The organism is Flavobacterium denitrificans DSM 15936, from assembly GCF_000425445.1.
GTDB classification, from domain to species: domain Bacteria; phylum Bacteroidota; class Bacteroidia; order Flavobacteriales; family Flavobacteriaceae; genus Flavobacterium; species Flavobacterium denitrificans.
Genome location: NZ_KE384378.1, coordinates 124,471 through 149,590, shown reverse-complemented (window position 1 = coordinate 149,590; position 25,120 = coordinate 124,471). Strand labels below are relative to the sequence as shown.

Here is a 25,120-nt window from a genome sequence, read left to right as displayed (position 1 = left end):
ACTTAAATCTTATCTCTAAAATCAAACCACAAATTCATCTTAATTCCGTCGTCACCGCTTTTAATTCTGATGTTCGTTGGTTGACTTTGAGGTCCTTGTTGTTCCAAAGGTTTGAAATCTCTCATCGCCGGAATTTCATACATAAACGAAATGTCGCCTTCTGGAAATGCTGGTTGCGGATTACTTCCTGGGAAACCATTTTTAGGCAAATCAGGGGTAAACAATCTCAAGAACAAATTATCAGATTCACTGAAAACTTTAAATGATGAAGCGTCCGCTTTTAAATTTGCTCCTAACAAATTGGCGTGATAACCTTTGAATTCTGGATAAATTAGATTTTCAAAACTTTCTCCCGTAATCGTATTGTTATAGTCTTTCTCCCAAATTCCATAAGTTGTTCCTTTAATTCTGTTTTTCCAAACATGGTAAGGACCTCTTCCAAACCATTTAATTCCTGTAACTTCTTTTTCAGGAAAACTGAAAGTGATTCCGAAAGAGTTGATTTTATCTTCAAAGAAAGAGCCGTCAAATCCATCTGCACCGTTTGCTCTTTCATTTTTTAAAACTATCATTTCCATTTTAAATCTTCCGTCAGCTTCCATAGTCCATTTGATAGATGAAATTCCTCCAACATATGAAACCAAACAAACTGCTTTATCGCCATCTTGTGAAACTTGAATATCTTTCAATTTCGCTTTCATTCCAATAGGACGCGGACCATTTGTTAAAGGAATAGTTGAAGTTGCATTTTTAACAGAAGTAATTTCTCCGTTAGCCGAATTTAAAACGATCGTAACATCGCCACCTTTTAAAGTAACGTCAGTTCCTGTTTTTACCGCCGAAGCTTTTGCTTTTGTATTTTGAACCGCTAAAAATTTATTGGCATAAAATAAAGCTTTGTGAATCGGCCAAGTCCAAGTATAAATTTCTTTTCCAAATTGATCATAAGCCGAAATCGATAAAACATCACCTTCAGCAAAATTGTTAGGAACAGCAAACTGAATTTTGCGTGTTTCGCCTGGATCAATACTAGGAATTTCGATTTTTCCGCCACTTATTTCTTTGGCAGTTCCTGTGGTATAAAGCACATTTTTATCTGATTGTAATACTTTGAATTCCATTTTGCAAGTATTCAAATTACTGAAAAGATAATCGTTGGCAATCAAGAAAGAACCATCAAAATCTGGCGTAACTTGTTTTGGCTGAAACTGAATTGGCGCCCAAACTTCTTTTACCGTATAATAACTTCCTTCTCTTTCACGATGTGGACCTAAAATTCCGTCCGCAGCTAAAGAACCTTTTGAGTCGAATTTCACATCACCTTTCCAATCAGAGCGATAAACAGCTTCGTCCAACATTGCCCACATAAATCCTCCTGCAAAAAGCGGACTTTCTTTGTATCGATTCCAGAAATCTTCTAGCGCTGCTCCGTGGCCGTTATCATACGTCCCGTGCATAAATTCGGTTGGGAAAAATACATTTTCTCCGGCGTTAAAACGGTGCATTCCGGTTAAGTAAGTCGGGTAGTGGTGCGTGTCCCAGCCATTAAAATCGGCCCAAGGATGAATTACGATTCTTTTTTGGGGATCAAGATCTGCGAAGACTTTATCAGTATCATAATTCCATCCGCCTTCATTTCCGTTATCCCAAATAATTACAGAAGCATGATTTACATCGCGCGTAATCATTTCAGTTGCTAATTTTTTTCCAGTTTCAGTATCGTAAGAGTTTTGCCAGCCAGCCAATTCATTCAAAACAAAAAGACCAAGTGAATCACAAACTTCTAAAAAGTGCGTGTCCGGAGGATAATGCCCGCGCACGGCGTTCATATTCATGTCTTTAATCAATTTGGCATCTAACAAACTAATACGTTTGCTGGTGCTTCTTCCTCCTTCTGGCCAAAAAGAATGACGGTTAATTCCTTTCATGATAATTTTGGTACCATTAAGATAAATTCCGTCTTGTTTTTTAAACTCTAAAGTTCTGAAACCAATGCGTTTGTCATATTGATGAAGGACAGTTCCGTTTTGTTTTAAAACCAGTTGTAGGTTGTATAAATTTGGAGTTTCTGGATTCCAAGGCTTTACGTTTTTCCATTGCGCTGCAATGCTTTCTTTAGTGCTTTTTGCTTTTACAGGAAAAGTAAAAGTTTGGAAATTTTCTCCATTTAAACCTTTTAAAGTTGCTTCTAAAGTGGTATTTTTCGGAACATTTTTAAGATTCAAATCAACTGTAATCGAACCGTCCATTTTCGGATTTACAGCAATATTTTCAATATGTGTTTTTGGTGAAACTTCTAACCAAACCGGACGATAGATTCCTCCAAACAGCCACCAATCTGCTCTTCTTTCTGCTGCATTAACCGATTTATTTGCAGAATGTTTCCAAACGTGAACTTCTAAAGTATTTTTAGATCCGTATTTTAATAAAGACGAAATGTCATATTTGAATTCATAAAAACCACCTTGATGAATTGCTCCGGCCAATTTTCCGTTTATTTTAACTTCAGTATCCGTCATTGCACCGCCAAAAGCGATCAAAACCTCTTTTCCGTTGTAGGATGCTGGAACATCAAATTCGAATTTGTATAAACCTTCTTCCTTGCTTGGCTCTTTTTGGTTCAATTCTTTGTACCAACGGCCGTATGTGTATTCACCAAAACCTTCTAATTCCCATTGCGATGGAACATTAATTTTTGACCAAGTTTTGCTGTTATTTCCATCGGTACAATAAAAATCCCATTTCACAGGATGTTCAAAATCTTCTCCCGAAAGATAAACTTTGTCAGTTTGTTGTGCATTGCTGTTTTGGGTCAGAAAAAAAACGAACGCAGCAAGCGAGAGATTTTGGATAGTGTTTTTTAGTAGCATAGTAAAGTAATTCTTTGATGGTTAATTACCATCTGGTTTAACAATTTCAAATCGCGCACTCATTGGAAGCGTCCAACTCGAAATGAAGTTTGGTTTATTCGGATTGTAATCTGGTGTTTCTTTTTTGATTTGTTTTTTTAACGGAATATCAAGTTCTCGAATTCCGGTAAGCACGCAAAGCGCAATTTCATTGGCGCCAAAACTATTAAAATGCGTATTATCATCCAATGCTTTTGTTTGTCCCGGAAATGTATTGGCTGGATATTGTACAAATGCTTTTCTCGAAGGTTCGTCACCCCATGTTTGATACAAAGTAGTCGTCATTTTGGTAACGTCAATTAAAGCGATATTATTTTTTTTGGCAACATCACGCATCGCAGCAGGAAAATCACCGTGTGTTTCTTTTAAAGTTCCATTTTCATTGAAAAATCTTCTTTGTGTTGGCGTAACCAAAACTGGAATTGCACCTTTTTCTTTAGCCGAATTTACAAACTCAGTCAATAAAGTAGAATAAGACCCAAAAGCGCCATTGCCTTCGCCTTTTATTTTTTCGTCATTGTGGCCAAATTCTACAAATAAATAATCGCCTTTTTTGATTTCTGAAAGTATTTTTTTCAAACGATTTGCTCCTTTGAACGAACTCAAAGATGAACCCGAATAAGCATAATTTGCAACTACAACATTTGAATCAAAATAATTCGTAATGAACTGTCCCCAAGATGCCCAAGGTTCCACATCTTGATCCGTAACAGTTGAATCTCCAGCTAAATAAACAACAGTCAAATTATCTTTTTTAGTTATTTTGATGCTTTGAATCGAAGCTTCGCCTAGAAATTCAAGCGTCAATTTATTGTCCCAGTTTAAAATTTCTTTTTCTCTGTCCTTTAAACTGATATTGGTTTGATCGTCGATTTTTACATTTCGGACATTTACATTAAAAGTCTGTATTGTTTTTTGTCCTTCTTTTACAACAAATTCATTTAACATTAATCGTCTCGATTCTGCTTTTATCGTCACTTTTGAATCTTTTTCGGCACTTCCGATAGTAACTTCAACTTGATAATTTCCTTCAGGAACGGCAACTGAAAAGTATGCTGGATTTGTAATTGAAAAATTATTTGAGTTGATTTTTACATTCGAAGCCGAGTTGAAATCAAACCCGTAACCTTTTGTTTGAGAGTAAATTAATGCATTGTTTATTAGAGTGTTTTTTTTATCTTTTGTCGAAGTTCCAAAAATAAAAAGCTGTGATTCATTTTTATTTATAGCCGAAGAACAAACAGCATTATTTAAAGAAATGCTTGAAGGCATGGCAAAGAATTGAGTCGGAATTGCCAAACAAATAACCATCGATAAGAAAGTACTGATTTTTACCAATTTTTTGAGATTTTAATTTTTTTATTTTCAAACTTAACGGTTCATTTTTGATATAGTATCCTGTACTATGATGTTAAAAAGAATTTAAAAACGCTAAAAATTAATATACTTTTTATATTTCGTAAATCAGGAAGGTACAGGATAGTATACCACAAAAAAACAAAGAAATTGCATCATTATTATTGAATTGATAAAAAAAAGCGATTTTAATTTTATTTAATTCTTATTTAGATTCAGTCATTTTTTACGCCTTTATGAAGACAAAAGAATATTTTTTCAAGACATTTTTAAGTTTACTTTTTTTATGTTTTGTTCCAGTTTTTGGACAAAATAAAGAAGTACGCAAACTGCATTATATGCCAGAAGAAAATGCTTTTGTTTTAAAAAATGGAACTCGAAAATTCAATCGTGCTTTATATGGTTCGAATACCGGATTTAGAGTTGAAACAGGTGATTTGCCTGAATTTGCTATGTACTTGCCGGGAATGGGAGGAAATCTCAAACTCGGAATTGCAAACGGAAAAGAAAGCAAATGGATTACCGAAGCTTCTAAAATTGATACGAGATATGTTTTAGGAACGATGCATTATACAATTGAAGATGCGATTTTAGGAAAAGGAAAACTGTTTGTTGATGTTGTCGCTTTAAAAGAAAGGGAAGGCTTTATTGTAAAAATTTATGGAAACTCGGTTTCTAAAAATGTGAATATTATTTGGGCATTCGGAGGTGCAACCGGAAAGAAATTTAGTCGCGACGGTGATATTGGCGCTGATCCGGAATCGGTATTTTATTTACAGCCAGATTATTGTCTCGGTAATAAATACACGCTACAAAAACAGTCTTTTTCATTGGAATATGGTTCTGAAAGCAATAAGCAAAAAACAGGTAACAATAAAAGTTTATCTGGTTTTTTTCCTGAATCGAAAGTGCTTTTAGCAAATGCAAAAAATCAAAATTCGCCTTTAGAATTGTATAATTCAAGCGCAGAAAATTTGCCTGTTATTTCAGGTAAAACAAGCAGTATTTCTGAAAAAGCTATTTATTGGTATTTTTCTACCGAAGAAGTAAAAACGGCTGTTTCACAAAAAGAGGTTGCACAGCTTTATGAAAAATCAGTGCAAGAAACACAAATTTTGGCGAACAGAGTTAAAGTTAAAACCCCAGATCCTTATATCAATAATTTAGGTTTCGCACTTGCAATTGCTTCTGACGGAATTTGGGAAAACCCAGCGTATCTTCATGGCGCAATTGCGTGGAGAATGTACCTAAATGCATGGCGTGGCGCATATACGGCAGACCCGCTTGGATGGCACGACAGAGCAAAAACGCATTTTGCAAGTTATAGCAATTCTCAAGTAACGTCTCCTGCAAATGGTCCAATTGTTTTTGATGAAGAAAGAAATCTGGCACGTCAAAAAGAAGAACTTGGAACTTCAATGTTCAGTAGCGGTTACATCAGCCGAAATCCAAATAAAAATACTGTGGCACATCATTATGATATGAATTTGGTTTTTATTGATCAGATGTTGCGTCATTTTAAATGGACGGGAGATCTTGCTTTTTTAAAAGAAATGTGGCCTACAATTGAACGACATTTGAATTGGGAAAAAAGAAATTTTGATCCAGATAATGACGGACTTTATGATGCTTATGCGACAATTTGGGCGAGCGATGCTTTGCAATATAGTGGTGGAGCAGTAATTCATTCATCGGCTTATAATTATTATGCAAATAAAACGGTGGCTGAATTGGCTAAAAAAATCGGCAAGGATTCGACGCCTTATGAAAAAGAAGCGGAGAAAATTTTAAAAGCTTCAAAAGAGCAACTTTGGATTTCTAAAAAAGGAATTTTTGCAGAATATAAAGATGCTTTAGGAAACCGATTATTGCACGATTCTCCGGGAATTTGGAGCATTTATCATAGTATTGATTCGGAAGTTTCAAATCCTTTTGAGAGTTATCAAATGTTAGGTTATGTGAATAATCAAATTCCGCATATTCCAATTTCTGCCGAAGGCTTGAGTAAAAAAGATCTATATGTAATTAGCACAACAAACTGGCAACCTTATACATGGTCAATCAATAATGTAGCTTTGGCCGAACAATTGCATACTTCATTGGCTTTTTGGCAAGGCGGACAATCGGAAAAAGCATTTAAAATGTGGGAAAGTGCTTTGATCGAAAGTATGTATTTAGGCGCGTCGCCGGGTGGTTTTGAACAGCTTTTGTATCAAGATGCGATGCGTGGCGAATTGTATCGTGATTTTGCAGACCCAATCGGGATGGCGTCTCGAACTTTGGTAGAAGGGCTTTTCGGTATTCAACCAGATGCAATTGCTGAAGTTTTGACGATTCAGCCTGGTTTTCCTTCATATTGGAATGAGGCTTCTTTAGAAGTTCCAGATATTTCAATTGCTTTTAACAGAAAAAATAAACAGGATTCCTATCGCATTGAAAATCATTTTGGAACAAAAATGAATTTAAAATTGATTTTGAATGCTCCTTTCGACGCAATCGAAAATATTAATGTGAATGGAAAAACGGTAAGCTGGAAATCAATTGAAGAAAGTATTGGAAGTCCTAAAATTAGTATTGAAGTTCCTTTTAATGAAAAATATGATATTGTTGTGAATTGGAAAGGAGAAACCTTTATCTCAATGTTTATCAAACCTTCCTATAATTCTGGGGATGCTTTAGATATTTTGATTGATAAAGGAGAAATTATTTCCGTTTATGATCCTCAAGGTGTTTTGCGTAAAATCGAAAAAACAGCTAAAACTTTCAATTCAACTGTAAATGGCGAGGGAAATAAAACCTTTTTCATTCAATTAAAACAAGGCGATTTTTCTTGGTGGAAACCAATTGAATTTAGTTTAAAACCAAAAGAAAATCCAAATCTGATATCTACAAATTGGGATTTGCCTTTGGAAAAATCACAACGAGCAGAAACCATTTCGCTTTCTAATTATTTCAATGCAAAAGTTACAGACATTTTCACAAACGAATATTTGTCTCCAAGACCGAAAACGGTGACTTTACAGCTTCCAAAACAAGGAATTGGAAATTGGTGTTATCCAAATATTTCAGTGAAAATTGATGATAAAGGTTTGCGTGAAAAAGCCAAACAAACTGGAGAAATCAAAACACCAAATGGGATTCCGTTTAAAACGCCATCTGAAGAAAATCAGAAGAATATCATCTTTACTTCGATGTGGGATAATTATCCGAAAAGCATTGATATTCCGTTAAACGGAAAAGCTTCGCATGCTTATTTTATGCTGGCAGGAACGACAAACCCAATGCAAAGCCGAATCACAAACGGAGAAATTACAGTAAATTACAGCGATGGAACTTCTGAAATTTTGGCATTGAAAAACCCGGAAAATTGGTGGCCAATCGAGCAGGATTATTTTATTGATGGAAAAGCTTTTACAACCGATGCCCCGAAACCGCAAAGAGTTTATTTGAAAACCGGAGAAATTTCGAGAGATTTTAAAGATTTTACAACTATAAAAGGCTTTACAAATTATGGCGTTGACGGCGGTGCAGGAACCATTCTGGATTTGCCTTTGGATAAAAATAAAACATTAAAAAGTTTGACTTTGAAAACAATTGCTAATGATGTGGTGATTGGTTTGATGAGTGTTACTTTAATTAGAGAATGAGATAATTAGAGAATGAGATAATTAGAAAATGTGTCAATTTGATAATTTCTCGGACGTGAAACTTTGTCAAAGTTCAAAACTTTGACAAAGTTCTCGAGAACCTGAAACCTGAAACCTGAAACCTGAAACCTGAAACCTGAAACCTGAAACCTGAAACCAAAAAATAACCAAATGAAAAAACAACTTTTAATCATTGCAATTCTATTTTCGACGTTGTTGTCCGCTCAAAAAATTGATCGAAAAGCATTAGTAAATCGTCATAATGTTGAAATTTCAGCTATAGATACTTTAGCTTCTTTAACTGTTGGAAACGGAACTTTTGCATTTACTGTTGATGCGACTGGATTGCAGAGTTTCCCAAAAGAATATCAACACGGAATTCCGCTAGGAACTCAATCAGATTGGGGCTGGGACAGTTATAAAAATACGGAGAATTTTAAGTTTTCTGAAACCTTGAAAGACTATCAGCAATATGGCAGAAATGTTTCGTATACGGTTCAAATTAAAGAACCAAAGAGAAAAGTTGACGCTATTAATTGGTTCAGACAAAATCCGCATTTATTGCAGTTGGGAAATTTAGGTTTTGAAATCACAAAAAAAGATGGAAGCTTGGCGAAATCATCAGACCTAAAATCAATTGCTCAAAAATTGAATTTATGGACTGGCGAAATCGAAAGTTATTTTGAAGTTGAAGGAACTCCAGTTACCGTTGTGACCGCTTCGCATCAGCAGAAAGATGCGATTGGTGTAAAAGTAAAATCAGATTTATTACAACAAAAAAGATTAAAAATTAGTTTAAGAATTCCGTTTCCAACAGGCGATTGGGCTGATTATGGTACTAAATATGAAGGAAAGCAAAATTATACAAGTACATTAAAACAAAAATCAAAATCGGAAGCGGTTGTGACTCATGTGATGGATAGTATTTCGTACAATGTTGATTTGGCTTGGAAAGGAAATGCTCAAATTAAAAAGGCAGGAGATCATTATTTTGTTGTTGAAGCTTCAAATAGTAACACGTTAGAATTGAGTTGTCTTTTTGCTTTGGCAACTAATAAAGTGACAAATTCTACTTTTACAGAGATAGAAAATAGCAGTATAAAAGGTTGGGAACAATTTTGGTTAAGCGGTGCAGCGGTTGATTTCTCAGGTAGTACAGATCCGAGAGCTAGAGAATTAGAACGAAGAGTGATTCTTTCACAATACTTGACAAAACTGCAATGTACCGGAAAAGTGCCACCTCAGGAAACCGGATTGACGTATAATAGTTGGTACGGAAAACCGCACTTAGAAATGCATTGGTGGCATGGCGTTCATTTTGCACTTTGGGATAGACCAGAATTGTTAGAGAAAAGTCTTCCGTGGTATCAGAAAGTTTTTGACACAGCTAAAAAAATAGCCAAAAGACAAGGATTTGAAGGAGCAAGATGGCAAAAAATGACTGATCCTGAAGGAAATGAAAGCCCATCGTCTGTAGGTGCATTTTTGATTTGGCAACAACCGCATTTCATCACCTATGCCGATTTGATTTATCGTGCAAAACCAACAGCTGCGACCTTGAAGTTATACAGTGAACGCGTTTTTGCAACCGCTGATTTTATGGCTTCGTTTGCTAATTATGATGCTAAAAACGATCGTTATGTTTTAGGCCCAGGCGTTATTCCAGCACAAGAACGTTTTAAGGCAATGGAGACTTTTAACCCAACTTATGAATTGGCATATTGGAATTGGGCATTGAAAACAGCAATTTCATGGAAGCATGGATTGAACCAAAAAGTACCAGAAAAGTGGGAAACGGTTTTGGCTAAATTATCTAAACTTCCCGTTTCTGGAGATGTTTATTTGGCTACAGAAAGCGCAACAGATTCTTATACCAATCCAGAATTTAAAACGGATCATCCATCCGTTTTAGGAACTTTCGGAATGCTTCCTGAAACTTCTTTATTGGATAAAAAAATCATGAAAAACACTTTTGATTTGGTTTGGAAAACATGGTCTTGGGATAAAACATGGGGCTGGGATTTTCCAATGACGGCTATGACGGCCGCACGTTTGCAAATGCCAGAAAAAGCTATAGATGCCTTGTTTATGAATGTAACGACAAATACCTATTTGAAGAACGGACATAATTATCAAGCCGAAAGATTGACACTATATCTTCCAGGAAATGGAGGTTTGTTGACGGCTGTAGCGATGATGTGCGCAGGTTGGGACGGATCGACAGAACAAAATCCGGGGTTTCCAAAAGATGGAACTTGGAAAGTACAAAGCGAAGGATTTAAAAAGATGTTTTGATTTTTTTGGTTTCTCGCAGATTTTACTGATAAAGCGGATTTATTTAGTCTCGCAAAGACGCAGAGTCGCAAAGTTTCATTTTAATTTTTCTTTGCGTCTTCGCGACTTTGCGAGATTAAAAAACAACATACTCACATTTTAAAATGCAATATGAAAAATAATAAAAACTTTGTAGTAATACTGCTTTTCTTAAGCCTAAATATATTCAGTCAAAGGCAAATGGAAAATCTCGATAGAGGTGTTATTGCCGTAAAAAATAATGGCCAGTTTTTTATTGGCTGGCGTGTTCTAGGAACTGATTCTGATAATCTAGCTTTTAATTTATACAGAAAAACTGGTTCTCAAAAAGCCATTAAACTAAATGACAAACCCATTTCTGGAGCAACAAATTTTGTGGATACAAAAGCAAGTTCGCAAGAAGAAAATACTTGGTTTGTAAAGACAGTTTTAAAAGGAAAAGAATCAGATGCAAAAGGAAGTTTTACGATTCCAGCCTCAAGTCCTGATAAAGATTATTTGGCGATTCAATTAAAACAAATTGAAGGTTATACGGCAAATGATCTTTCGGTTGGCGATTTGGATGGCGACGGAAAATACGATTTGATTGTTCATATGACCGGAAAAGCACATGACAATTCGCATACCGGAATTACAGATCCGCCAATATTTCAAGCTTATACTTTAGAAGGAAAATTTTTGTGGCAGATTAATTTAGGAAAGAACATTCGCGAAGGTGCCCATTATACGCAATTCATGGTGTATGACTTGGATGGTGATGGCATTGCAGAATTGGTTTGCAAAACCGCTGATGGAACAACCGACAGTCAAAACAATGTTGTTGGCGATGCTACAAAAGACTGGGTAGATCGTGACCCAAATTCAGGGACTTATGGTAAAATTTTAAAAGGCCCAGAATATCTTTCTGTTTTTGACGGAAGAACAGGAAAGCTGCTTACCACTGTTGATTATATTGCTGAACGTGGTGATTTAGCCGGATGGGGCGGACATGGTGGAAGTGGTGGAAATGATACAAAAGGAAATCGTATGGATCGTTTCTTGGCTTGTGTAGCTTATTTAGATGGCGTTCATCCAAGTGTTGTCATGTGTCGTGGTTATTATGGAAGAATCGTTTTGGCAGCATGGGATTTTAAAGATAAAAAGCTGACTTCAAGATGGGTTTTTGATAGTAAAGATTCTGAAAATCCATATTCTGGAATGGGAAATCATAATCTTACTGTTACAGATGTTGATAATGATGGAAAAGATGAAATTATTTATGGTTCGATGTGTGTAGATGATAATGGAAAAGGTTTGTACACAACTGGTTTTAGGCATGGTGATGCTATTCACGTTTCCGATTTAGATCCAGATCTTCCGGGGTTAGAAGTTTTTGGAATCCATGAAATTGAAAATGGTACGACTGGTCCGGGTGTTGCAGTTTTTGCAGCAGCAGATGGAAAAGTTTTATTTACAGGTTCTCTAAATGAAGATGTCGGGAGAGGTGTTGCAGATAATATTGATCCGACGTTGAAAGGTGCGCAATTTTGGTGGGCTGGTTCTCCGGATTTGTATGATATGAAAGGAAAAATTGTTGGGAAAGCGCCAAGCTCAGTTAATTTCTTGATTTACTGGGACGGTGATACTTCGCGAGAGCTTTTGGATTCAAATTATATCGATAAATACAATAAAGGAAGATTGTTCACCGCAACTGGAGCTGTTTCAAACAACGGAACTAAAAAGACTCCAGGACTTTCTGCTGATATTCTAGGAGATTGGCGTGAGGAATTGATTTTAAGATCAGAAGATAATAAAGAGCTTCGAATTTACTCGACTACAATTCCAACTGATGTCCGTCAATATACTTTAATGCATGATCCTCAATATAGATTGAGTATTGCCTGGCAGAATATTGGTTATAATCAGCCTCCACATACTAGTTTTTACATGGGAAAAGATATGAAACCAGCACCGAAACCGAGTATAATTTTGGCTAAAGCTTCAAAGTAACAAAGTGACAAAGAAGCAAAGGTTCTAAATTTTATAATCTCGCAAAGACGCCAAGTCGCAAAGGTTTTTATGAATTGCGTCCAGCTTTAGCTGGATGAAATTATGTATTTGCAAAAATGGCTTTAGCCAAAATACATTTTTTTGGCTAAAGCCATTCAAAATTGACTTTATGAAACCTCCAGCTAAAGCTGGAGGCAATTAATATTTTAAACTAAAACTTTGCGACTTGGCGCCTTTGGGAGATTAAAACGTATAATCTAAAAAAACTTTGCACCTTTGCTACTTTGTATCTTTGTTACTTCTAAATAGAATTTCGATCAATAAAATTAAAAGGTACTTTGAATTCTCCTTTTTCTTTATTCAAAATCATTCGGGCAGCGGTTTCGCCCATTACATTGAAGTCGGTTGACATCGTGGTAATGCCTAATAATTCTTTAAGCGGTGTATCATTATAGGAGATTACACCGATTTCTTTTCCTAAGATAAATTCTTCATCGCGAATCTGTTTCATTAAATTCACCAAGTCTGATTCTTCAATAGTGATAAACAAATCGCCTTTTTTTAGAATCATATCGTCATAGACTTCGCTAAGAATCTCAAAATTGATTTCGTGTTCGACACAAAATTTTCTGAAACCGTGCAAAATTCTTCTCGGATAAGGATAAACTGCTTTTTCAGGATAAATTAAAATAAGTCTTTTGTATTTGCTGATTTTCGACAGGCCTTCTTTTAAAGCATTATAGATATCATTTTCAAAATCCTGATAAATCTTGATGATTTCACCTTCCATCCCCAATTTAATATTGTCCATAATGACTAATTTTTCTTTCGGAATGCGTTCAATTGCTTTTACAACTTCATCAGTAAAACTTAAATGTTTTAACTCATCTGTTTTAAAATGCGTTGTGATTACATAATAATCGTACGCACCTTCAAATTTGTCCAACAAATTCAAAAATAAAGTTTCGTCGCAGTGATAAATATGAAGATCTGTATGTGCGTTTGCGCCCACGGTATTAATGAAAGAACTATAAGTCTTCATTTTATAAGCGCTTAATTTGTTGAACAAAAAAAGCACATTTACCTTCGATTCAAGTTTAGTGCGAGTAATATAGTAGCCTTTTCCTCTAATAGAAGAAATGATTTTTCGCTCTTTTAAGATGTTATATGCCTTTTCAACAGTGTCACGAGACATATAAAATTCCTCGCTGAAGCTGTTTATCGAAGGGATTTTCTGGTTTATTTTCAAATTTCCGTTGGCAATATTCTGCAAAATTGAATCTACAATCTGTTTATATTTTGGAACCCTTGAATCTTCGTCTATTTTGATAAGTTTAATCATTTTGTGGTTTTGTTGATTATGGCGATTACTTATGGAGCATAATTTTGAATTATAAATTGTACAGAAAATTTTCGGTTTAAAGCTTACAAATTGGCTTATTTGTAACTTTTCTCACAAAATACTCAAAATTAAATAAGGCTTATTTTATAATTTTTGAGATTTCACTATTTATTAATGGTTGAGGATATAATAATTACGAAATCGATTGCTAAAATAGAAATTTTAAATTTATTTTTCTACTTAAAAACCATTCTTCTTTCCATTTTTATTGGGTTTTAACATATTTAGTAAAACCATAAAGGATAGTACAGGACAGTTTTCTTTTTTACATTCTCTTATTTTACAAAACCAGATTAACTATCAATAACCACAAACTAAATTTAATTAATGGAATCATTACTCGGTATTATTTTTCACTCTATTGGAGGTTTCTCTTCGGGCAGTTTTTATATGCCATTCAAAAAAGTTAAAAATTGGGCTTGGGAAAGCTATTGGCTTATAGGAGGTTTTTTCTCTTGGCTGATTGTGCCGCCAATTGCTGCTTATTTGACTATTCCGAATTTTACTGAAATTATCGCTACAGCTGCACCACAAGTTAAAGCATTAGCATTTACTATGGGATTGATTTGGGGAGTAGGAGGACTTACTTACGGTCTTGGTGTTCGTTACTTAGGAATGTCATTAGGAAACTCAATCACTTTAGGATTTTGTTCTGCTTTTGGCGCTTTAATTCCGCCAATTTATTATCACTTCAATGCAGTAGAAGGCAAAGAATCAATCAGCGATATGTTTGCGAATTCTGGCGGACAAATGGTTTTGGCTGGAGTTTTAATCTGTATTCTTGGTATTGCTATTTTAGGTAAAGCTGGAATGCTGAAAGAAAAGGATTTTGCAACGGGTCATGAAGATAAAGACAAGGATTTTAATTTGGTAAAAGGACTGATTATTGCCATAATATCAGGTATTTTGAGTTCGTTTTTTAATTTCGGAATCGAAGCGGCAAAGCCAATGGCAGATGTTGCAAACGAGGCTTGGAAATTAGCAAACCCTAATCAAGGAGAATTCCTGTTCCAAAACAATGTAAGTTACATCATTATACTGTGGGGTGGATTAACTACCAATTTTATCTGGTGTATCTATCTTAATTTCAAAAACAAAACTTTTTCAGATTATACAAATACAAGTACGCCAATTGCTAAAAATGTTTTGTTTTCAGCAATAGCGGGAACAATGTGGTTTTTGCAGTTTTTCTTTTATGGTATGGGAGAAAGCAAATTAGGAAATGGGGCAAGTTCATGGATTTTGCACATGTCAACTATTATTTTGACGGCTAATTTCTGGGGATTCTATCTGAAAGAATGGACAGGAGTTTCTAAAAAAACAATGAGAACTTTTATGTGGGGAATTGGATTAATCATGCTTTCGATTGTTGTAGTAGGAATCGGGAATTCATTATAAAAATCAACTAAAATCAAAACAACCAAATGTCGAATATAAATACAACTAATATGAATTTTAAGCACGTAAGCTATCTTTGGGATGACGCTAAAGCAAAAGAATTAGCTGGGGATGAAGTAGCGCTTTTTATTTATCGCTCTAATTTACTTGGAGCCGATTTAAGATTGACAAACTATGGAGGTGGAAACACTTCTGTAAAAATTACAGATAAAGATCCATTAACGGGCGAAAGCTCTGAAGTTATGTGGATCAAAGGTTCTGGTGGAGACATAGGAACTTTGACAAAATCAGGATGTGCAGCACTTTATTTAGACAGATTACGCAATCTTGAAAATGTATACAGAGGAATCGAGTTTGAAGATGAAATGGTAGAATTATTCAACCACTGTATTTTTGATTTGGCTTCAAAAGCGCCTTCAATCGATACGCCTTTGCACGGTTTCTTGCCTTTCAAGCACATCGATCACTTGCATCCAGACGCGGCAATTGCAATCGCTGCTGCGAAAGATGGAAAACAAATTACAGAAGAATTATTCGATGGAGAAATCGGGTGGGTTGGATGGCAACGTCCTGGTTTTGACCTTGGTCTTCAATTAAGAAGCTGTTTGGAAGAAGCTGAAAAGAAAGGAAAAAAACTTCGTGGTATTATGTTAGGTTCTCATGGTTTATTCACTTGGGGCGATACTGCATACGAAAGTTATATCAATACGCTGGAAGTAATCGAGAAATGTGCTGAATATCTTGAAAGCAATTACGGAAAAAAACGTCCAGTTTTTGGAGGTAAAAAAATCGACAGTCTTCCAGAAGCAGATCGTAAACTGAAAGCGGCAAAAGTAGCTCCAATCTTAAGAGGTTTCTGTTCATCAGAGCGCCAAATGATTGGACATTATACAGATGATGCAAGAGTTTTGGAATTCATTAATTCTAATGATCTTTCAAAATTAGCGCCACTTGGAACTTCTTGTCCAGATCACTTTTTAAGAACTAAAATCAGTCCGCTGGTTTTAGAATTAGATCCAAACGAAGATTTATCTGATGTTGATGCAATTAAAGCAAAATTAACGCCTGCATTTGAAGCATATCGTGCAATGTACAAAGACTATTACAATGCATGTAAAAAATCAAATTCACCAGCAATGCGTGACCCAAATCCGGTTGTGATTTTATATCCTGGAGTGGGAATGTTCACTTTTGCAAAAGATAAAACAATGGCGCGTTTAGCGTCAGAATATTATATCAATGCGGTAAACGTAATGAAAGGTGCTGAAGCAGTTTCAGAATATACGTCATTGCCTCACCAAGAAGCATTTGATATCGAATATTGGTTATTGGAAGAAGCTAAATTACAGCGTATGCCAAAACCAAAAGCATTGTCAGGAAGAGTAGCTGTAATTACAGGTTCTGCTGGCGGAATTGGTAAAGCTATCGCGAAGAAATTTGCTCAAGAAGGTGCTTGCGTTGTAATCAACGATATCAACGAAGAGCGTTTAGAATCGGCTACTGCAGAGTTTGTGAAATTATTTGGAAAGGATGCAGTTTCTAGTACATTATTAAATGTTACCGATTCTGATAGTACAGAAAAAGCTCTAGATCAAGCTTGTCTTGCTTTTGGTGGTGCTGATATTATTGTGAACAATGCTGGAATCAGTATTTCAAAATCAATTGCTGAGCACACTTTAGAAGAATGGGATAGATTGTACGATATTTTGGTAAAAGGACAATTTATTGTTTCGAAAGCTGGAATTGAAGTAATGCGTAAACAAGGTTTTGGCGGCGATATTGTAAATATCGTTTCTAAAAATGCGGTTGTTGCGGGTCCAAATAATCCTGGATACGGTTCTGCAAAAGCAGCTCAGGCGCATTTAACACGTTTAATGGCAGCAGAATTAGGAGCTGATAAAATTCGTGTAAATACGGTAAATCCAGATGCAGTAATCTCAGATTCAAATATTTGGTCTGGCGGATGGGCTGAAGGACGCGCAAAAGCATACGGAATTACAGTTGAAGAACTACCTGCTTATTACGCAAAACGTACATTATTAAATGAAATTATATTGCCAGATGATATCGCAAACGCGTGTTTTGCTTTTGTTGGCGGTTTATTAGATAAATCTACAGGAAATGCTCTAAACGTAGATGGCGGTGTCGGAATGGGCTTTTACAGATAGATTGTTTAAGTTTTTTTTAGTTTGTTTAAAACAAAGGTGGTTTTTTGTAATCTAACGTTCGGAATTTTCTGAGCGTTAGATTTTTTTAAAATTAAAAGGCAAAAACAAGAAAAAATAATCAAGATTAACCAAGAGCGCAATCGATATAATGTGGTAAATTGTGCGCTATTAAAATAAAATGCTATGTTAATTGAATCAAATAATATTGCAGTCCACAATGAGGGATTGCTAAAAAAACACCAAAATAAATTTGCTTTTACAGCATCAGAAATAGAAAATGCAGAATCGATTATTCAAAAATTAATTGATTTTCAAATCGCAATTCCATCTTGGGCTTTAGGAACTGGAGGAACAAGATTTGGGCGTTTTGCAGGTGGAGGTGAACCTCGTTCATTAGAAGAAAAAATTGAAGATGTTGGTTTGCTTCACAAATTGAATAATGCTTCTGGCGCAATTTCGCTTCATATTCCGTGGGATATTCCAACAGATTATAAAGCAATCAAAACGCTTGCTGCACAACACGGATTGAAGTTTGATGCAATGAACTCAAATACGTTTCAAGATCAAGCCAATGCTGAGCATACTTACAGATATGGTTCTTTGCAAAATGTAAACAAAGCAGTTCGCAAACAAGCAATTGCTCACAATATTGAAGTAATCAAACACGGAATTGAATTAGGATCTGATTCATTAACAGTTTGGTTAGCTGACGGGTCTAATTTTCCGGGGCAATTAAACTTCAGAAAAGCCTACCAAAATACATTAGAAAGTTTAGAAGAAATCTACGATGCATTGCCTTCAAACTGGAAATTATTTTTAGAATACAAATGTGCTGAACCAAACTTTTACTCTACAACAGTTGCCGATTGGGGACAATCGTATTCATACGTTCAAAAATTAGGAGATAAAGCAAAAACGCTTGTTGATTTAGGACATCATTTGCCAAATGCAAACATCGAGCAAATTGTTTCTATTTTATTGATGGATAATAAATTAGGTGGTTTCCACTTCAATGATTCTAAATACGGCGACGATGATTTAACTGCTGGTGCTTTGAAACCATACCAATTGTTCTTGATTTTCAATGAATTGGTTGAAGGTATGGATGCAAGAGGAATGAACCATGCCAAAGATTTAGGTTGGATGATTGACGCTTCTCACAATATCAAAGATCCTTTAGAAGATTTATTGCAGTCAGTTGAGGCGATTATGATTGCTTATGCGCAAGCGCTTTCAGTTGACAGAAAAGCTTTAGAGCAAGCACAAGAAGAAAATGATGTGGTTAAAGCGCAGGAAATTCTTCAAAATGCTTTTCGTACAGACGTCCGCGCTTTAGTTGCTGAGGCTCGTTTGCGTTCTGGCGCAGCTTTAAATCCAGTTGAATTGTATCGTACTCTTGCAGTTAGAAACAGCTTGATTGGAGAAAGAGGATTAAAAACAATGGCAACGGGATTATAATTATAAATTATTAATTGTTGATTATAAATTATAAATCCATAATTAACAATTGATAATTAACAATTTACAATTAAAAAAAAATGAATGTAGTTGCAATTTTTGATATTGGTAAAACAAACAAAAAGGTATTTTTATTTGACGAAAACTATAAGATTGTTTGGGAAAAATCGGTAAATCTTGATGAAACCACTGATGAAGATGGTTTTCCATGTGAAGATATTGATGTCCTGAAAAACTGGATTCTTGATCGATTATCAGAAATAAAAGAATTGACCAGCTATGTTCTAAAGGCGATCAATTTTAGTACATACGGTGCTAGTTTTGTGTACATTGACGAAAACGGAAAAGTTTTGACTCCTCTGTATAATTATTTGAAAGATTATCCAGAGGAATTAAAATTAGGGTTTTACGAAAAGTATAAAGGCGAAGAGAAATTTGCTGTAAAAACGGCTTCTCCGGTTTTAGGAAGCCTAAATTCTGGAATGCAGATTTACAGGTTGAAAGAGGAAAAACCAGAGCTTTTTGAAAAAGTAAAATATTGCCTTCATTTGCCTCAATATTTGAGTTTTCTCTTGACTAATGAAGCTTTCGCCGATATTACAAGCATTGGCTGTCATACCAATTTGTGGAATTTCAAAAAGATGAAATATCATAAATGGCTTCAAAATGAAGGCATTTCAGAGAAAATTCCGCCGTTGCATTTTGGAAAAGATGTTTTGAAAAATGAAGACGATTTGGCAATTGGAGTTGGCCTGCATGACAGCTCATCTGCAATTATTCCATATACGATCAATTTTACAGAACCTTTTGTATTATTGTCAACAGGAACCTGGAGCATTTCGCTGAATCCGTTCAATAACAAACCATTGACTTTTGAGGAACTGCAACAGGATTGTTTGTGCTATATGCAATATACCGAAAAACCGGTAAAAGCCGCGCGATTGTTTTCAGGCAACGAGCACGAAGTTCAGGCGAAAAGATTAGCGGCACATTTTAATGTTCCGTTTGACAGTTTTAAAGATGTTTATTTTGATAAAAAGATCGTTGCCACTTTAAGATCAATGAATTTCCAGATTATTTATCCGAAGAAATACGATTTTGATATTCTAAAAGAATGCCCGTTTCAAAAAAGAGATCTTTCGACTTTTAAGAGCTACGAAATTGCCTATCATCAATTGATGCTGGATTTGGTTGAACAACAAGTTTTTTCTACACGTTTAGTTATTCACAACAGCCCAGTAAAGAAAATTTTTGTTGATGGGGGGTTCAGTAAAAATTCAATTTTCATGAATTTATTAGCGGAAGCTTTCCCGGATATTGAGGTTTATGCAGCTTCTATGGCGCAAGCAAGTGCATTAGGCGCGGCGCTGGCAATCCATGACAATTGGAACCCAAAACCAATTCAAAATGATTTAATCGATTTGAAGTTTTATAAGCATTAAGTAATTGATAATTTACAATTAATAATGGACAATTGATAATTATCAATTAAAAATTAATAAACTGAATTTTGTAGCGTAAGCTTGTTATTTCGAGTTTCCCTTCGGCTGAAATGACAAAAAATGAGAATAAATCCGCTTGATCTGCTAAATCTGCGGGCAAAAAATAAAAGAATAAAAAATGAAAATCGGACTTTTTATACCGTGTTATGTCGATCAGTTTTACCCAAAAGTAGGAATCGCCACTTATGAACTTTTACAAAAATTAGGTTGTGATGTTCATTTTCCAATGGGTCAAACCTGTTGTGGACAGCCAATGGCAAACAGCGGTTACGAACATTTAACAAAAGGCTGTAATGCTAATTTTATTTCGAATTTTGCCGGATTTGATTATATAGTTTGTCCTTCGGGAAGTTGTGTTTTACATGTAAAAGATCATTTGCATGATGATAAATTGGAAGTTGTAGCATCCGAAATGCGCAAAAAAGTTTTCGAATTGACCGAATTTATTACCGATATTTTAGATATTCATGAAATAGAAGGAAATTTTCCATACCGAGTAGGAATGCACCAAAGCTGTCACGGACAACGTGGTTTAAAGCTTTCGCAGATGACCGAATTAAACGCACCATTTTTCTCAAAACCACAGCAATTGCTTTTTAAAGTTAAAGGTTTGGATTTGGTTTCGTTATCTAGAAAAGATGAATGTTGCGGTTTTGGTGGAACTTTCTGTGTGACCGAAGAAGCGGTTTCAGTAAAAATGGGACAAGACCGAATCAAAGATCACGCAAGCCATAATGTAGATTATATTACTGGCGGCGACATGTCTTGCTTGATGCATTTGGAAGGAATTCTGAAAAGACAAAAAAGCAACATTAAAACGATTCATATTGCCGAGATATTAAATACAATGGTGTAGAACATAGGCCAAGGATCTTACGGATTAAACTGGTTTGCGCTGGTTGAAAATTTTTAATAATCTGTGTCAATCTGTTTAATCCGTAAAATCGGTGAGCCATTTCTTAAAAATATTATTATGAAAAAAATTGCACTTTGTTCCATTCTATTTCTTTCAATCATTTTTTTATCGTTTCAAAAAGACCCGTCTACTGTAACGCTGAAAGAAGTAGTGGTGAAAGCGCCTTTTGAAATGCCGGCAATAAAAATTCCGGATTTCAGTAAATGCAAAGAATTTTTGATTACTGATTTTGGAGCTGTTAAAGGCGATAAAGAAAAAACTTCTGAAGCGATTTCGAAAGCGATTTCAAAAGCCAATAAAGTGGGTGGAGGCATTGTTGTAATTCCGGAAGGAGAGTGGCTGACCAAGAAAATTCATTTTAAAAGCAATGTCAATTTGCATTTGAATAAAGGTGCGGTTTTGCTTTTTTCAGAAGATCCAAAAGATTATCTGCCTGCCGTTCGATCAACTTGGGAAGGTTATGAATGTTATAATTATTCGCCATTGATTTATGCCTATCAATGTAAAAATGTTGCCATTACAGGTGAAGGAGAATTGAAAGCGAAAATGGACGTTTGGACGAAATGGTTTGCACGCCCAAAAGCGCATATGGAAAGTCTAAAAAGATTATATTATTTGGCTTCCTATCAGAAACCTGTAGAAGAGAGACAAATGGTAAATGATACAGCTAATTTGCGTCCGCATTTTATTCAATTTAATCGTTGTCAAAATGTTTTGATGGATGGCGTTAAAATAACAAACAGTCCATTTTGGACGATTCATCCGTTTTTATCAAAAGATGTTGTGATCAGAAATCTTCAGGTATACGCGCACGGACATAATAATGACGGTGTTGATCCTGAAATGTCGCAAAATGTATTGATTGAAAATTGCGTTTTTGATCAAGGAGATGACGCAATTGCAATCAAATCGGGTTGTGGAATAGATGCTTGGACTTTGAATACGCCCTCAAAAAATATTGTAATGCGCAATTGCACCGTAAAAAATGGACATCAATTAGTGGCAATTGGAAGTGAACTTTCAGGGGGAATAGAAAATGTTTTTATTGACAATTGTAATGTTGTAGATGGAGCGAAACTGAATCACCTTTTATTCATCAAAACAAATGAAAGACGGGGCGGATTCGTAAAGAATATTTATATGAGCAACATTACATCAGGAAAAATTGATGCCGGAATTCTAGGCATTGATACTGATGTTTTGTACCAATGGCGTAATTTGGTGCCAACAATTCATCGCCGACTTACGCCAATAAAAGATATATATCTGGAAAATATAAAAGCTACTGATGTGAAGTTTATTTCGAAAATTCAAGGTCAGAAAGAACTTCCAATAGAAAATATTTTCTTGAAAAATGTGACAGCAAATACAGTTTCAGAGAAAAATTCAATTCATGAAAATGTAATTAATTTTTCAGATAAAAACGGATATTAGATTACTCAGATATTAAAGAATATAAGATGTCTTCAAAAAAAATAATAGAGCATAGTGAAGCAGCGGCACGTTTTAATAAAGATGGAAAGCGTGTAGACTGGCATGATGAGACACTTTGGTTTGTACGTGAAAAACGTGATAAAGCTGCGCATCAGATTCAGGATTGGGAATTATTGCGTGAAACCGCTTCGAAAATCAAAAATAATGTGCTTTCTAATATCCACGATTATTTGATCGAGTTTGAAGCAAACGCTCAAAAAAACGGCATAAAAGTGCATTGGGCAGCCGATGCGAAAGAACATAATGAAATCGTGCATTCTATCTTGGTAAAACACGATGTTAAGCAAATGGTGAAATCAAAATCTATGCTTACAGAAGAATGTCATTTAAATGAATATTTAGCTGAAAATGGCGTTGAAGTTATCGATTCTGATTTAGGAGAATATATTGTGCAGCTTCGCAAAGAACCGCCGAGTCATATTGTTTTGCCGGCAATTCACCTTAAAAAAGAAGATGTAAGCGAAACTTTTCATGAACATTTAGGTACAGAAAAAGGAAATTTCGATCCTCAATATTTAACCGAATCGGCGCGTCAACAACTTCGTGATACATTTTTAACTCGAAAAGCAGCTTTGACAGGAGTTAATTTCGCGATTGCAGAAACCGGTGAATTTGTAGTTTGTACCAATGAAGGTAATGCTGATATGGGCGCACATCTAGCCGATGTTCATATTGCTTGCATGGGATTTGAAAAACTGATTCCGAAGCGTGAACATTTAGGCGTTTTTCTTCGATTATTAGCCAGAAGTGCAACAGGACAGCCCATTACCACTTTTTCAAGTCATTTTAAAAAGCCAAGAGACGGAAAAGAAATTCATATTGTAATTGTAGATAACGGCAGAAGCACGCAATTAGGAAGAGAAGATTTTAGAAATTCGCTGAAATGTATTCGTTGTGGAGCATGTATGAATACCTGTCCGGTTTACAGAAGAAGCGGCGGACACAGTTATCATAACGCCGTTGCAGGGCCAATTGGTTCAATTTTGGCTCCAAATCTCGACATGAGCAAAAATGCCGATTTGCCATTCGCAAGTACGCTTTGCGGTTCGTGTACCAATGTTTGTCCGGTAAAAATTGACATACATGATCAGTTATATAAATGGCGTCAGGTTTTGGTAAAAGAAGGACATACGCCAACTGCCAAAACAATTGCCATGAAAACAATGGCGACGGTTTTAGCGAATCCAACGGTTTTTAATATTGCAGGAAAATCAGGGCGATTTGTAATGAAAAATGTTCCAGGTTTAGTCAACAACAAAATGAACAAATGGTACGATCAGCGCGAAATGCCTGCCGTTCCAGAAGAGTCATTTAGAGAATGGTACAAGAAAAATTCAAGAGAAGCAAAAGAAAAAAACAATGAGCAGTAAAGCCGATATATTAAATAAAATAAAACAGAATCAACCAGGTTCTGTAACTGCTTTGCCAGACTTAAAAGTTTTAGGATCTGAAAACTTTAATGTTTTAGAAACGTACAAAACAGTCCTAAAAAACATTGGAGGAAATCCTGTTGAAGTTTCAAATTATGATGAATTGATTTCATATATTAAAGAACATTATAACATTGAAAAACGAATTGTTACAACACTTCCTGAACTTTCTGAAATCGCAAGTTTAGATTGGACAAATGATGATCCGCATTCGCTTAAAAATGTTGAATTAAATGTTATTAAGGCACATTTTGGCGTTGCTGAAAACAGTGCACTTTGGGTAACAGATGATATTCTGGGACAGCGTGTTTCTCCTTTTATCGCACAATATTTGGCTATCATTGTAAACAAAGAAAACATATATCCAACAATGCATCAAGCGTATGAAAAAATAGGAAATCAAGACTACGGTTTCGGAACTTTCATCGCTGGACCTTCAAAAACGGCTGATATTGAGCAGTCGTTGGTTTTGGGTGCGCATGGCGCGAGGGGATTGGTGGTTTTTATTTTGGGATAGGATTTTATTTTAAGAATAGTTTTAAATATAAACTGCGCAGATGTCTATTTTTTGACTTTGCGCAGTTTTTTTTTACAATTTTTTATGTAATGTTTTTAATAAAGCATTTGTGCCAGTGCTGATGCTGAAGAAGCTGATTTTGGCAATAAAGAGGTCAATGCTGAAAATTGTGCGGGAGTTATATTTTTTTTCATTTTGGCAATAAAAGATTCTCTATTAGCAGTCATTTTTGAGGTGTAGCCTGCTTTGTTGGTAGCCATTGTTGGCAAAAGATTTTTCTTTTTATTAAGCGTTTCATTTACCAATGAATTTACAATAGGTTTTTGTGCATCGGTTAATTTTAACTTGGGATTCAACAAGCCCATAACTTGGTTCGAAATACTGGCAACATCAAATGCGGGAACTGCTGTTTGAGATGCCTTATTTGCTGCTTTAGTAATATCTCCTACACTTTGCGCATTTGCAAGCGAAATGGTTCCTAACAAAACCATGACAATTAATAATCTTTTCTTCATAATATTTATTTTTAAGTTGTTGGAATGTATTAAAGGTAAAAAAAATATTGATTCAGAGAATAGTTTTTGTTTGTAAGTATTTAATAATGTGCTGATTGTGTGTTTT

15 protein-coding genes are annotated in these 25,120 nt (G+C 35.3%); 11 read left to right on the top strand and 4 right to left on the bottom strand.

What is annotated here, in order from left to right; translation table 11 throughout:
- Positions 1-2: 2 nt before the first annotated feature.
- Together H600_RS0117245 and H600_RS0117240 are read right to left on the bottom strand one after the other, a co-directional pair.
- Complete coding sequence (locus H600_RS0117245) at positions 3-2,870, bottom strand: glycoside hydrolase family 2 protein (protein WP_026729957.1); 2,868 nt, start codon at positions 2,868-2,870, stop codon at positions 3-5.
- A gap of 21 nt (positions 2,871-2,891) precedes the next feature.
- Entirely contained in the window at positions 2,892-4,247 is a 1,356-nt protein-coding gene (locus tag H600_RS0117240; RefSeq protein ID WP_051234461.1) for a rhamnogalacturonan acetylesterase, read from the bottom strand.
- Positions 4,248-4,603: 356 nt separating this feature from the next.
- Between H600_RS0117240 and H600_RS22235 the strand changes: the two genes are divergently transcribed.
- The 3 genes from H600_RS22235 to H600_RS0117225 all read left to right on the top strand — a co-directional run bounded on the left by H600_RS22235 (position 4,604) and on the right by H600_RS0117225 (position 12,214).
- On the top strand, positions 4,604-7,912 hold the full coding sequence (locus H600_RS22235; RefSeq protein ID WP_245176593.1) for a DUF4450 domain-containing protein: 3,309 nt from the start codon (positions 4,604-4,606) through the stop codon (positions 7,910-7,912).
- Between the two features lie 171 nt (positions 7,913-8,083).
- Positions 8,084-10,207, top strand: a complete 2,124-nt coding sequence (locus H600_RS0117230) for a hypothetical protein (protein ID WP_026729955.1) — start codon at positions 8,084-8,086, stop codon at positions 10,205-10,207.
- A 219-nt stretch (positions 10,208-10,426) separates the two neighbouring features.
- Positions 10,427-12,214 (top strand): rhamnogalacturonan lyase, encoded by a 1,788-nt coding sequence (locus H600_RS0117225; protein WP_280648347.1) that lies wholly within the window; start codon positions 10,427-10,429, stop codon positions 12,212-12,214.
- Between the two features lie 301 nt (positions 12,215-12,515).
- On the opposite strand, the gene H600_RS0117220 is transcribed toward H600_RS0117225, so the two are convergent.
- Positions 12,516-13,556: a GntR family transcriptional regulator gene (locus tag H600_RS0117220; protein ID WP_026729953.1), complete on the bottom strand. Its 1,041-nt coding sequence runs from the start codon at positions 13,554-13,556 to the stop codon at positions 12,516-12,518.
- Positions 13,557-13,943: 387 nt separating this feature from the next.
- Between H600_RS0117220 and rhaT the strand changes: the two genes are divergently transcribed.
- The 8 genes from rhaT (at position 13,944) to H600_RS0117180 (ending at position 24,499) form a co-directional block, all read left to right on the top strand.
- Complete coding sequence (gene rhaT, locus H600_RS0117215; RefSeq protein ID WP_026729952.1) at positions 13,944-15,014, top strand: L-rhamnose/proton symporter RhaT; 1,071 nt, start codon at positions 13,944-13,946, stop codon at positions 15,012-15,014.
- Positions 15,015-15,040: 26 nt separating this feature from the next.
- Entirely contained in the window at positions 15,041-17,182 is a 2,142-nt protein-coding gene (locus tag H600_RS0117210) for a bifunctional rhamnulose-1-phosphate aldolase/short-chain dehydrogenase (protein ID WP_026729951.1), read from the top strand.
- Positions 17,183-17,365: 183 nt separating this feature from the next.
- Positions 17,366-18,640 (top strand): sugar isomerase, encoded by a 1,275-nt coding sequence (locus H600_RS0117205; RefSeq protein ID WP_026729950.1) that lies wholly within the window; start codon positions 17,366-17,368, stop codon positions 18,638-18,640.
- Between the two features lie 80 nt (positions 18,641-18,720).
- Positions 18,721-20,082 (top strand): FGGY-family carbohydrate kinase, encoded by a 1,362-nt coding sequence (locus tag H600_RS0117200; protein WP_026729949.1) that lies wholly within the window; start codon positions 18,721-18,723, stop codon positions 20,080-20,082.
- Between the two features lie 178 nt (positions 20,083-20,260).
- Positions 20,261-20,998, top strand: coding sequence for a (Fe-S)-binding protein (locus tag H600_RS0117195; protein ID WP_026729948.1), 738 nt, complete (start codon positions 20,261-20,263; stop codon positions 20,996-20,998).
- A 117-nt stretch (positions 20,999-21,115) separates the two neighbouring features.
- A complete protein-coding gene (locus H600_RS0117190) occupies positions 21,116-22,492 on the top strand; it encodes a glycoside hydrolase family 28 protein (RefSeq protein WP_035108767.1) in 1,377 nt (458 codons plus the stop codon).
- A gap of 26 nt (positions 22,493-22,518) precedes the next feature.
- Positions 22,519-23,922, top strand: coding sequence for a lactate utilization protein B (locus H600_RS0117185; RefSeq protein ID WP_026729946.1), 1,404 nt, complete (start codon positions 22,519-22,521; stop codon positions 23,920-23,922).
- A complete protein-coding gene (locus tag H600_RS0117180) occupies positions 23,912-24,499 on the top strand; it encodes a LutC/YkgG family protein (protein ID WP_026729945.1) in 588 nt (195 codons plus the stop codon). Before H600_RS0117185 ends, H600_RS0117180 begins: the two co-directional genes overlap by 11 nt.
- A gap of 95 nt (positions 24,500-24,594) precedes the next feature.
- Here the strand turns inward: H600_RS0117180 and H600_RS0117175 are convergent, their stop codons facing one another.
- Entirely contained in the window at positions 24,595-25,014 is a 420-nt protein-coding gene (locus tag H600_RS0117175; protein ID WP_026729944.1) for a hypothetical protein, read from the bottom strand.
- Between the last annotated feature and the right edge of the window lie 106 nt (positions 25,015-25,120).